The sequence below is a fragment of the Micromonospora sp. CNZ297 genome (assembly GCF_007827625.1).
Window position 1 is genome coordinate 75,518 of the sequence record NZ_VISU01000022.1, and the last position, 11,590, is coordinate 87,107.

Below are 11,590 nucleotides of genomic sequence, written 5' to 3' on the forward strand. Positions count from 1 at the left end.
GCGATTACCCGGTCAAGCGGCAGTGATCACAGGCTCGCCCACCATTGTCACCCCGGCGCCGTCGAGCGCCCGCAGCGCCACGTCGAGCGTGTCCGGCGCGACAGCGGCGGTCAGGTCCAGCAGCACAGTGGTCCGGAAGCCCTCCCGGGCGGCGTCCAGGGCGGTCGCGCGCACGCAGTGGTCGGTGGCGATGCCGACCACGTCGACCCGGTCCACGTCGTGGCGGCGCAGCCAGTCGGCCAGGCACTCGCCGTCGGGCGCATGGCCTTCGAAACCGGAGTACGCGGCCGCGTGCTCGCCCTTGTGGAAGATCACCTCCACCCGGTCGGTCACCAGCTCGGGGTGGAACTCGGAACCGGAGGTGCCGACCACGCAGTGCCGGGGCCAGGAGTCGACGTAGTCCGGCGGGTCGCCGAAGTGCGCGCCCGGGTCGACGTGGTAGTCCTTGGTCGCGACCACGTGGTCCCACCGGTCCGGCTCGGCGGCCAGCAGCCGGGAGATGCCGGCGGCCACGCCGGCTCCGCCACCGACCGCGAGGGAGCCGCCCTCGCAGAAGTCGTTCTGCACGTCCACGATGATCAGGGCGTTCGCCATCTGACGGGTTCCTCCTCAGCTCGCGGGTACGACGGTCACCGGTACGGCGGGATCCCCGGCGGAGAGCTTGAGCCCCTCCCACGGGATCGAGATCAGGCACTGGCGCAGGTGGTCCCGGGACTCCTCCAGCGTGGGCAGGGTCTCCGGTTCGCCCGACACCACGTACGAGTGCTGGAGCAGCCGGTCGTTGGGCTGCCGGTCCGGTACGCCCTGCGGCACGATGACCTCCTCGGTGGCGGTGCCGGTCGGCTTGTGCCGGCGGACCGCGACCTTCCGGCCGCCGATGGTGGCCTTGTGCTCGGAGCGTTTGACCACCGGCCGCCCCTGCACCTCGACCAGCTTGTAGACCAGGCCGGCGGTGGGCGCACCGGAGCCGGTCACCACTGCGGTGCCGGCACCGTACATGTCCACCGGTTCGGCGGCGAGCGCGGCGATGGCGTACTCGTCGAGGTCGCCGGAGACGATGATCTTCGTCTCGGTGGCACCGAGCGAGTCGAGCAGCTCGCGGGACTGCTGGGCGATCACCGCGAGGTCGCCGGAGTCGATCCGGACCGCGCGCAGCTCGGGCCCGGCCACCGCGATCGCGTTGCGGATGCCCTGGGCGATGTCGTACGTGTCGACGAGCAGCGTGGTGTCCTTGCCCAGCGTGGCGACCTGGGAGGCGAACGCGGCCCGCTCGTCGTCGTGCAGCAGCGTGAAGGCGTGCGCGGCGGTGCCCGCGGTGGGGATGCCGTAGCGCTGCCCGGCGGCCAGGTTGGAGGTGAACCGGAACCCGGCCAGGTACGCGGCCCGCGCCGCCGCGACGGCGGCCTCCTCGTGCGCCCGCCGGGAGCCCATCTCGATCAGCGCCCGGCCCCGGGCCGCGGTGACCATCCGGGCCGCGGCGGCGGCGATGGCGCAGTCGTGGTTGAGCACTGACAGCACCAGCGTCTCCAGCACCACGCACTCGGCGAACGTGCCCGACACGGTGAGGATCGGAGAGCCGGGGAAGAACAGCTCGCCCTCGGCGTAGCCGTCGATGTCGCCGGTGAACCGGTAGTCGGCCAGCCACTGCGCGGCCCGGTCGTCCACCACGCCGGTACGGCGCAGGAAGTCGATCTCCGCCGGGTCGAACCGGAAGTCGCGGATCATCTCGATCAGCCGGCCGGTCCCGGCGACCACGCCGTACCGGCGCCCGGCCGGCAGCCGCCGGCTGAACACCTCGAAGACGCAGCGTCGGTCGGCCGTGCCGTCACGCAGGGCCGCGCTGACCATGGTCAGCTCGTAGTGGTCGGTCAGCAGCGCGGGGCGAAGGGTGCTCACCGCCCCAGCCTAGAGTTCAGCCCGGGTCCGCGCCGTCGTGCCCCGGCATCGACCGCAGTGCGGCCCGCAACTCGCCGCGCCCGGCGACGCCGAGCTTGCTGTAGACGCGCTGGAGGTGGTTCTCCACGGTGCGGGTGGACAGGAACAGCCGCTCGGCGATGGCGCGGCTGGTCACGCCGTCGGCCGCGAGCCGGGCGATCTCCCACTCCCGCTCGCTGAGCGTCGGGCGCAGCAGCCGCAGCGCCGGGGTGGAGATCTCGTCGCAGCGGCGCAGCAGGTCGGCGAGGCGTTCCCGGATCGGCCCGGTGGCGCCGGCCCGGACGTGTCGCGTCCGGTGCAGGGCCAGGGCGGTCGCCTCGGCCGCGTACACGATCAGCTCCCGGTCGGCGAAGCCGTCGGCGACGGCCAGCAGCGCGTCCGGTGAGCCGTCGACGGCGGCCCGGCCGAACCGGGCGACCAGCGGCGGCAGCACGCCGTCGACCTGCTCGGAGAGTTCGGCCAGGCGTTGCGCCACGGTGCGCCGGCCACCGTCGGTGCAGGTCGGGCCGACCGGCGCGGCGGCCTGGTCCAGCCGGACCAGGTCGAGCAGGACGAGCAGCTCGTGCCCGGCCAGGCCGTCCTCGCGCAGCCGGTCGGCGAGCGCACACAGGTGCTTGGTGGCCGCCGGCAGGTCACCGGTGGCGGCCTGGACCGCGCCCCGGGCCTGCTCCAGCCACGGGTAGAGCACGGCCATGCCGGGCGCGTGCGTCCGGTCCGCCTCGGCCATCGCGTCGGCCGCGTGCGTCACGTCCCCGCGCAGCGCGGCGGCCTGGGCGCGCTCGGCGTGCGCGAGGCCCGCGTACACCCGGCTGGTGGCGAGCACCGCGCACGCCTCCAGGCTGGTCCGCAGCGCCTCGTCGCCGCGCCCGCGCAGCCGCGCCGCGTACGCCTGGAGGATGGCCAGGTAGCCGGTGCCGAGCCGGAAGTCGCCGGCTCCGGCCAGGTCGGCGAACTCGTCGGCGACGATCGCGTCGATGCCGGGCAGGTCGCCGGAGAGCGTCAGCCGGGTGCCCCGGGCCAGTTCCATGGCGAGCTGGAGGTAGGGCATGTCGCCCCGCCAGCACGCCGCCTCGGCCTGCACGCGGGCGATCGCTGTGGCGCTGAGCTGGTATTGCCCCTGCGCCGCCTGGAGGTGGGCGAGCGTGCAGCGGGCCAGCTCCCGGGCGGCCATCGGGGCGGCGGGCCGGTCCAGCACCTCCTGGGCCAGCCGTACCGCGACGTCGACGTCGAGCCGGTGCAGCCGCATGGTGGCCTCGAACGCGCGTACGCGGGCCCGGTCGGCGGGGTCGCTCAGCTCCTCGCCGCGCGCGGCGATCTCCTCCACGGTGGACTCACGGTTGAGCCCCCAGTAGCTGACCATGCCCCGGACGGTCAGCCACCGGCTGCGCCGCCGGTCGTCGTGGATCTCACCGGCGACCTGGTCGAGCACGCCGATCGCCTCGTCCGGCCGGTCGCCGAACATGAGGATGGTGGCGAGCAGCTCCGCCGCGTCAGTGCCGCCGCCGGCTTCCAGCGCGGCCCGGGCCAGCCGGGTGGCCAGCGGCACGTCGTACCGGCCGAACGCCTGCACCGCCGCTTCGAGCAGCAGGGCCACGTCCTGCGCCGTACCCGAGTCGAGTCGCCACACCGCGACGCGCAGCAGGTCCTCCCGGCGGCGCTTGCCGACCTGTTCCAGCAGTCCGGCGAGGGTGGCCTGGAGCCGGCGGGTGCGGCTGACCGGGCAGTGCCGGCGCATCACCTCACCGTAGAGCGGGTGCGCCAGGCGGACGTTGAGCCGCCGGTCGTCGTGGACCAGCGCGATGAGCCCGCGTTCCTCGGCCGTCTCCACGTCCGCCGGGTCGGCCGCGCGTTCCAGCAGTTGCAGGCCCAGCGGCTCGCCGAAGGCGACCAGTTCGACGACCGCCCGGACGCCGGGGGTGAGCTGGCCGATCCGGGTGTCGATCAGTTCGGTGAGGCTGGGTGCCAGCTCCAGCCGCCCGGTCCAGGTCCAGATGCCGTACCTGCGGTTCAGCTCGTCGTCGGCGGCCAGCACCAGCTCCCGCAGCAGCAGCGGGTTGCCGGCGGAGAGCTGGAACAGCCGGTCGGAGGAGCCGGCGTCGACCGGGCCGCCCAGGATGGCGGCGAGCAGCCCGGTGGTCTCGCTGCGGCACAGCGGGCGCAGTTCGACCAGGTCGGCCAGGTCGTCGGTCCAGAGTGCGCGGATCGGCAGCGGGACCTGCTCGCCGTTGCGCAGCGTCCCGATGACGTACGCGTTCTCCGAGCGGGCGACCAGGTGCACGAGCGCCGCCGAGGGCGGGTCGAGCAGATGCGCGTCGTCGATGGCGAGCACGATGGGCCGCCCGGCGGCCTGTTCCTGGAGCACGTCCACGGCCCAGCGCAGGATCCCGGCGGGGGACAGGCCCTGCGGCTGTGAGGCGGGCAGCACCTGGACCAGCCCGCCGAACGGCAACGCGGCTGTGGTGGCGCTGGCCGCGATGGACCAGATCGCGTACCGCTCGGGGGAGAGCGCGGCCACCCCCTCGCGCAGCAGCCGGCTCTTGCCGACCCCGGCGTCGCCGCTGAAGAGCAACCCGCGCCCCTCCGGGCCACCGACCGCCGACAACAGACGGTTGAGTTCATCAGTACGGCCGACGAACTCCCACCTACTCATCGATGCAGCATATCGACCGTGTTCCGTCCGCGTACGCACCGTCACGCAGTGAAGTTGAGTAATCTGTTCATTACCCGTGAGTACCGGATGTGTTGGTTGTCGGATGGCCGACACCCGTACTCTTCCGGCAGTCCCTGCAACCAGGGAGAATCCGCGACCGGTACCCCGGTCGCCCGACCGGGAGGCCCGCCTGATGACGCCAGGTCCGCTCCCTTCGGTCGACGTGCCCGACCCACGCCGGCAGGCCGAGCCCCCCGGATGTGCCCCGCTGCCGACCCGGCTCGGGGTGACCGCGCCCGGCCCGGACGAGCCGATGGCGGTGGTCGTCGCCGGTCCGGCCGGCGCGAACCGGCGCGAGCTGATCGCCGGCCTGCTCGGGGTCGAGGCCGCGACGCTCGCCGTACCGCCGGGAAGCAACCTGCTGGTCCAGCACGCCGCCACCGCCACCCGCGCCGCGTACGTCCCGGGCTACCGCCAGCCGCACGCCTACGGCGCCGACCCGCTCGCCGCCGGCCCGGCACTGGCCCGGCCGCCGCGCCGGGTCGAACTGAGCCTGCCCGATCCGCTGCTGCGGCACTTCGCGGTGGTCGACACGCCTGATACCGGCACGCTCGGCGTCGCAGGCGGCCGGGTGCTGCGCGACGCCGTCGGCCGGGCCGGCGCGCTGCTCTTCGTGATCTCCGCTGACCAGGCGTTCAGCGCGGCCGAGCTGCACCTGCTCGCCGAGGTGGCGCGTACCCCGGTCGAGGTGTTCTTCGCCGTCACGCCCGGCGTGACCGGCCCGGCGACGCCGGGCGACGGCGCACAGGCCCAGGACCGGGCGGCACCCGGCCGGACCGGGCCCACCCGGCGGCTCGACCCGGTGTCGGTCTCGATCGAGGCGCACCGCGCGGCGCTGCTGGCCGCGGTGCCGGCGCTCACCCCGGCCCGGTGGTTCCCGGCCCGCCGCGCCGAGCTGCCGCAGCTGCGCCGGGCGCTGGTCGGCTGGGCGGCCGACGAGGTGCTGCGTCGCGGCAGCGCCCGCCCGCCGGTGCCGGCCGGCGCGCACGGCCGGGTGCCGGTGCTCGCCGGTGTCGAGCCGGGTGAGCTGGCCGACCGGATCGACCGCCAGGCCCGCGCCTGCGCCCGCCGGATCCGCCAGCACCTCGCCCTGGAACTGGCCAACATCCACCTGCGGGTGGTGCAGGAGATCGTCTTCGGGGTCGGCTGCGCCGGCCTGCCGCAGATGCTCGACCGGGAGCTGGAGGCGCTGTCGCTGCTCGCCACCGCCCAGTGCGACGAGGCCGTGCGCGGCCTGGTCGACGAGGCCGCCGCCCGGGTGTTCGGCGCGCCGCTGGCCGAGGGCGTACGCCGGCGGATCACCCACGCGGTGCGCTGGGGCCTGGCCGACCACCCGGACGGCCCCGAGCTGGACCGGGTGCTCCTGGTGACCAGCACGGCCGGGGTCGCCGGGCTGACCGGTGCGGGCGCCTTGGACGCGCTGGCCGGGCTGCCCGGCGCGCAGCGTGACGAGGTGCTCCCGCCAGTCGGTGTCGCCCTCAACGGCGGCTGCTGGCAGCACTGGCGGGCGCCCGGCAACAACGACCCGAACGCCGCCCGTTCCTGGGCCCAGCGCGCGCTGCGCGAGGTCGAACTCGAACTGTCCCGCGAGGTGTCCCGCCGCTTCGAGGTGATCCGTCTCTCGCTGGGCGCGGTGCTCGCCGATGCGGTCGACCACGGCATCCTGCTTGCCTGACCACGCCGCCGGCACACGGCGACCCGGGCTCGCGTACGCGGCCCGGGCGGGTGACGACGACCCGCGCGCCGTTCCGGTTCATCGGTTCCCCGGATCCGGTGGCACGATGGGGGGCATGGCGGCTCCACAGGTTGCGCCGGTCGAGACGCCGGACACCGAAGAGGTGCCGGTCTCCGACCGGCCATGGGTGACCATCGTCTGGGACGATCCGGTCAACCTGATGACGTATGTGACCTGGGTGTTCCAGAAGCTCTTCGGGTACAGCCGGGAGAAGGCGGAGCGGCTCATGCTGGACGTGCACCACAAGGGCAAGGCCGTGGTCTCCAGCGGCGCGCGGGAGCGGATGGAGCACGACGCGGCGCAACTGCACGCGTACGGGCTCTGGGCGACGGTGGACCGGTCATGAGCATGTTCCGCCGCCGGGGCGACCACTACGTGGCCACGTTCGCGGTCGACGAGGTCCGGGTGCTGCGCAAGGTCGCCAACGAGGTGGTCGGCCTGCTGACCGACGGCTTCGACCACGGTGACCCGGTGGTCGGGCGGCTCTTCCCCGACGTCTACCCGGACGACGACGCCGGCACCGCCGAGTTCCGCCGCTACACCGAGGGCGACCTGAAGACCGGCAAGATCGACCAGGCGGGCGCCGTCCTCGCCGCGCTGCCCGACGGTGACGCCGGTGGCGAGGTACGGCTGGACGCGGAGGCGGCCGAGGCGTGGCTGCGGGCGCTGAACGACGCCCGGCTGGCGATGGGCGTACGCCTGGAGATCAAGGACGGCACCGACCTGGGCGAGGAACTCGACGACGCGGTGGCCGCGGACCCGGGTTCGTCCCGGGTGTTCCAACTGTCGGTCTACGCCTATCTCGGATATCTCCAGGAGTCCCTGCTCAACGCGCTGATCGACTGAGTGGTGACGGTCGCCACCTCGCCGCCCGGGCCGGCCAGGCGCTAGGCTTGGCGGCGTGCTGAGCATCGACCGGTCGATCATCGACGCGATCGTCGCCCACGCGCGTCGGGACCACCCGGACGAGGCGTGCGGCGTGGTCGCCGGTCCCGTCGGCAGCGACACCCCGGCCCGGCACATCCCGATGGACAACGCCGCCCGCTCCATGACGTTCTACGAGTTCGACTCGATGGAGCAGTTGCGGGTGTGGCGCGAGATGGACGACCGCGACGAGGAACCGGTCGTCATCTACCACTCGCACACCGCGACGGAGGCCTACCCGTCGCGTACGGACGTCTCCTTCGCCGGCGAGCCGGGCGCGCACTACCTGCTCGTCTCGACCCGCGAGCCCGACACCGAGGAGATCCGCTCCTTCCGGATCGTCGACGGCGTGGTCACCGAGGAACCGGTGGAGATCGTGGATGCCGCCGTGGACCCGAACGCCGTCCAGTCCTACATGTTCGGGCAGAGCCCGGCGACGGTCGACTACGAGTGTTCCGACCGCTGACCTTCAGCGCCGGCACCTTCCTTTTCCCGTCACCTGGCACGATCCCGAACGAGGAGCACGAGACACCATGGCCATCGAGGTTCGCATCCCCACCATCCTGCGCAGCTACACCGGCGGCGCGAAGGTCGTCGAGGGCAGCGGCGACACGCTCGCCGACCTGATCGCCGACCTGGACTCCCGGCACGGCGGCCTGAAGGCCCGCCTGGTCACCGAGGCGGGCGTGCTGCACCGGTTCGTCAACGTCTACGTCAACGACGAGGACGTCCGCTTCCTCGGCGCGCTCGACGCCAAGCTCAACGACGGCGACAGCGTGACCATCCTGCCGGCCGTCGCCGGCGGCGCGTTCGGCTTCGCGGCCGCCGCGGCGATCGCCTCGCACGCGGTCTCCACGCGCGCCGCCCGCTGAGGGGTCCGCGATGGCGCGGTACGACAGCCTGCTCGACGCCTGCGGCGGCACCCCGCTGGTCGGGTTGCCCCGGCTCTCGCCGACGGTCCCGGCCGGGGCGCCGCCGGTGCGGCTCTGGGCCAAGCTGGAGGACCGGAACCCGACCGGCAGCATCAAGGACCGCGCGGCCCTGTTCATGGTGCGCGCGGCCGAGGAGTCCGGCCGGCTGCGTCCGGGTGACACGATCCTGGAGCCGACGAGCGGCAACACCGGCATCTCGCTGGCCATGGTGGCGAAGCTGCGCGGCTACCGGCTGGTCTGCGTGATGCCGGAGAACGTCTCCACCGAGCGGGTGCAACTGCTCCGCATGTACGGCGCGGAGATCATCTTCTCGCCGGCCGCCGGCGGCTCGAACCAGGCGGTCGCGACCGCGAAGCAGATCTCCGCCGAGCACCCGGACTGGGTGATGCTCTACCAGTACGGCAACGAGGCGAACGCCCGGGCGCACTACGAGACGACGGGGCCGGAGCTGCTCCAGGATCTGCCGGGCATCACCCACTTCGTGGCCGGGCTGGGCACCACGGGAACGCTCATGGGCACCGGGCGCTACCTGCGGGAGAAGGTCGAGGGCATCCAGATCGTGGCGGCCGAGCCGCGCTACGGCGAGCTGGTCTACGGTCTGCGCAACATCGACGAGGGCTACGTGCCCGAGCTGTACGACGCCGGGGTGCTGTCCCGCCGCTTCTCCGTGGGCACCCGGGACGCGGTGCTGCGTACCCGGCAGCTCGTCGAGGTGGAGGGCATCTTCGCCGGGTTCTCCACCGGGGCCATCCTGCACGCCGCGCTCGCGGTGGCGCACGAGGCGGTCCGCGACGGCCGCCGCGCGGACGTGGCGTTCGTGGTCTGCGACGGCGGCTGGAAATACCTGTCGACCGGCGCGTACGGCGGCACCCTCGCCGACGCGGAGGAGGCCCTGGAGGGTCAGCTCTGGGCCTGACGGACCGATGGCCGGTCCGGTCGGTGGCGTGCCCGCCGGCCGGACCGCCGGTCTCGTCCGGAGCGGACGTGTATGGGTGTCACGTTGATGACAACTTCCGGCAGATGATTCTTGGTCGACCGGGGCGACGCGTAGGCTGCGCAGCGTGGCGAGCGCGTCGGTAGAGATCATCGGCGGAGCCGCCGCCGGCGCATCGACTACTCATGGTGAGATCGAGGCCACCGGATGAGACTGACCGTCCTCGGCTGCGCAGGCAGCTTCCCGGGGCCCGAATCGCCCTGTTCGGCCTATCTCATGGAAGCCGAGGGCTTCCGGCTTCTGATCGACTTCGGCGTGGGATCGCTCTCCACGCTCCAGCGCTACGTCGGGCTGCACGCCCCGGACGCCATCCTCCTCACCCACCTGCACTGCGACCACATGTTCGACGCCGTGTCCTACGTGGTGGTACGCCGGTACGCTCCGGACGGCCCGTACCCGCCCCTGCCGATGTACGCCCCCTCCGGCGCGCCCGACCGGCTGGCCACCGCGTACGGGCAGGAGGAGGGCTCGGTGGAGGACGTCTACCAGTTCTACGGCCTCCAGCCGGGCACGTTTCCGATCGGCCCGTTCACCGTCACGGTCGACCGGATGAACCACCCGGTGGAGACGTACGGGGTGCGGCTGGAGCACGGCGGCCGGGTGTTCTGCTACTCCGCCGACACGGCGCCCTGCGAGGCGCTGCTGCGCCTGGCCCAGGACGCCGACGTGTTCCTCTGCGAGGCGAGCTACATGGACGGCGTGGAGAACCCGCCGGATCTGCACCTGACCGGCAGGGAAGCCGGCGAGGCGGCCACCAAGGCGGGGGTGGGACGGCTCCTGCTCACCCATCTCGTACCCGCCTGGGGCAGCGAGTCGCAGACGGTGGAGGCGGCGGCCGGGGCGTACGCCGGGCCGCTGGACGTGGTCCGGCCCGGCGCCTGCTACGAGGTCTGAGCCCGGCGGCGGCCCTGTCGTGTCGGCGGGCACCCGCGGGCGGTGCGATCACCGCACCGCATAGGGTGCAGGCATGGCGCGACCTGACGGGCGGCAACCCGACCAACTCCGACCGGTGACCCTGACCCGGGGCTGGAGCACCCACCCGGAGGGCTCGGTGCTCGTCGAGTTCGGCGCCACCCGGGTCCTCTGCACGGCGAGCGTCACCGAAGGCGTGCCCCGCTGGCGCAAGGGCTCCGGGCTGGGCTGGGTGACCGCCGAGTACGCGATGCTGCCCCGTGCCACGAACACCCGCTCGGACCGGGAGAGCGTCCGCGGCAAGGTCGGCGGCCGGACCCACGAGATCTCCCGGCTGATCGGCCGCAGCCTGCGCGCCTGCGTCGATCTCAAGGCGCTCGGCGAGAACTCGATCGTGCTGGACTGCGACGTGCTCCAGGCCGACGGCGGCACCCGTACCGCCGCGATCACCGGTGCCTACGTCGCGCTGCACGACGCGGTGACCTGGCTGGCCGAGCGCAAGGCGCTGGCCGGCAAGGTGGAGAAGGTGATGCACCGCTCGGTGGCCGCGGTGAGCGTCGGCGTGATCGGCGGCGAGCCGATGCTCGACCTCTGCTACGCCGAGGACGTCACCGCCGAGGTCGACATGAACGTGGTCTGCACCGGCACCGGCGACTTCGTCGAGGTGCAGGGCACCGGTGAGGCGGGCGTCTTCGCCCGCGACCAGCTCGACGCGCTGCTCGACCTGGGCGTGGCGGGCTGCCTGGAACTGGCCGACGCGCAGCGGAAGGCGCTCTCGTCATGAACAAGGTCCTGCTCGCCACCCGGAACCGGAAGAAGCTGGTCGAACTCCAGCGGATCCTGGACGGCGCGCTCGGCGCGCACCGGATCGCCCTGCTCGGCCTCGACGACGTCGAGGAGTACCCGGAGCTGCCCGAGACCGGCCTCACGTTCGGCGAGAACGCGCTGATCAAGGCGCGGGAGGGCTGCCGGCGTACCGGCCTGCCGACCATCGCCGACGACTCCGGGCTGGCGGTGGACGCCCTCAACGGCATGCCGGGTGTGTTCAGCGCCCGCTGGTCCGGGGGGCACGGCGACGACCGGGCCAACCTCCAGCTCGTGCTGGACCAGGTCGCCGACGTGCCGGACGAGCACCGGGGCGCCGCGTTCGTCTGCACCGTCGCGCTGGTGCTGCCCGGCGGCAAGGAGCACCTGGTCGACGGCCGCCAGTCCGGCCGGCTGCTGCGCGCGCCGCGCGGCGACGGCGGCTTCGGCTACGACCCGATCTTCCTGGGCGACGGGCAGGAGCGCACCAACGCGGAGCTGACGCCCGAGGAGAAGGACGCGGTCAGCCACCGTGGCAAGGCGCTGCGGGAACTGGCCAAGCTGGTCGCGAAGGTGCTTCCACCCGCCGCCTGACCCGCCCCCACCGGGCACCCGGCCCAGCGCCGACCGGGCACCCGAAGAAC

At 73.4% G+C, this 11,590-nt stretch carries 12 protein-coding genes; 9 read left to right on the forward strand and 3 right to left on the reverse strand.

From position 1 onward, the window contains the following. Positions 1-12 precede the first annotated feature (12 nt). Genes FB454_RS28560 through FB454_RS28570 form a run of 3 tightly spaced genes read right to left on the reverse strand, consistent with a single transcriptional unit; the run spans position 13 to position 4,585 of the window. Positions 13-594, reverse strand: a complete 582-nt coding sequence (locus FB454_RS28560) for an isochorismatase family protein (RefSeq protein ID WP_013284351.1) — start codon at positions 592-594, stop codon at positions 13-15. A 15-nt stretch (positions 595-609) separates the two neighbouring features. Next, complete coding sequence (locus FB454_RS28565; RefSeq protein WP_145823849.1) at positions 610-1,896, reverse strand: nicotinate phosphoribosyltransferase; 1,287 nt, start codon at positions 1,894-1,896, stop codon at positions 610-612. A 16-nt stretch (positions 1,897-1,912) separates the two neighbouring features. Then, positions 1,913-4,585, reverse strand: a complete 2,673-nt coding sequence (locus FB454_RS28570) for a LuxR C-terminal-related transcriptional regulator (RefSeq protein ID WP_091329863.1) — start codon at positions 4,583-4,585, stop codon at positions 1,913-1,915. Between the two features lie 223 nt (positions 4,586-4,808). On the opposite strand from FB454_RS28570, the gene FB454_RS28575 reads away from it, so the two are divergent. From FB454_RS28575 to rdgB, 9 genes are all read left to right on the forward strand, one after another. After that, the gene (locus tag FB454_RS28575; protein WP_327652846.1) at positions 4,809-6,320 is read left to right on the forward strand and encodes a P-loop NTPase family protein; all 1,512 of its coding nucleotides are present in this window, start codon (positions 4,809-4,811) and stop codon (positions 6,318-6,320) included. A gap of 115 nt (positions 6,321-6,435) precedes the next feature. Next, positions 6,436-6,726 (forward strand): ATP-dependent Clp protease adapter ClpS, encoded by a 291-nt coding sequence (gene clpS / locus FB454_RS28580; RefSeq protein WP_018786685.1) that lies wholly within the window; start codon positions 6,436-6,438, stop codon positions 6,724-6,726. Further along, positions 6,723-7,226 carry a DUF2017 domain-containing protein gene (locus tag FB454_RS28585; protein ID WP_013284356.1) on the forward strand — a complete coding sequence of 168 codons (504 nt, stop codon included), beginning with the start codon at positions 6,723-6,725 and terminating at the stop codon, positions 7,224-7,226. The genes clpS and FB454_RS28585 overlap by 4 nt, the downstream gene beginning before the upstream one ends. Positions 7,227-7,281: 55 nt before the next feature. Continuing rightward, positions 7,282-7,770, forward strand: a complete 489-nt coding sequence (locus FB454_RS28590; protein ID WP_030270277.1) for a M67 family metallopeptidase — start codon at positions 7,282-7,284, stop codon at positions 7,768-7,770. A 67-nt stretch (positions 7,771-7,837) separates the two neighbouring features. Further along, positions 7,838-8,176: a MoaD family protein gene (locus tag FB454_RS28595; RefSeq protein WP_013284358.1), complete on the forward strand. Its 339-nt coding sequence runs from the start codon at positions 7,838-7,840 to the stop codon at positions 8,174-8,176. 10 nt (positions 8,177-8,186) lie between these two features. Then, positions 8,187-9,152: a PLP-dependent cysteine synthase family protein gene (locus tag FB454_RS28600; RefSeq protein ID WP_013284359.1), complete on the forward strand. Its 966-nt coding sequence runs from the start codon at positions 8,187-8,189 to the stop codon at positions 9,150-9,152. 225 nt (positions 9,153-9,377) lie between these two features. Next, entirely contained in the window at positions 9,378-10,124 is a 747-nt protein-coding gene (locus FB454_RS28605) for an MBL fold metallo-hydrolase (protein ID WP_013284360.1), read from the forward strand. 73 nt (positions 10,125-10,197) lie between these two features. After that, positions 10,198-10,926, forward strand: a complete 729-nt coding sequence (gene rph, locus FB454_RS28610; protein ID WP_013284361.1) for a ribonuclease PH — start codon at positions 10,198-10,200, stop codon at positions 10,924-10,926. Continuing rightward, positions 10,923-11,540, forward strand: a complete 618-nt coding sequence (rdgB, locus tag FB454_RS28615) for an RdgB/HAM1 family non-canonical purine NTP pyrophosphatase (protein ID WP_013284362.1) — start codon at positions 10,923-10,925, stop codon at positions 11,538-11,540. The genes rph and rdgB overlap by 4 nt, the downstream gene beginning before the upstream one ends. The last annotated feature ends 50 nt before the right edge of the window (positions 11,541-11,590 follow it).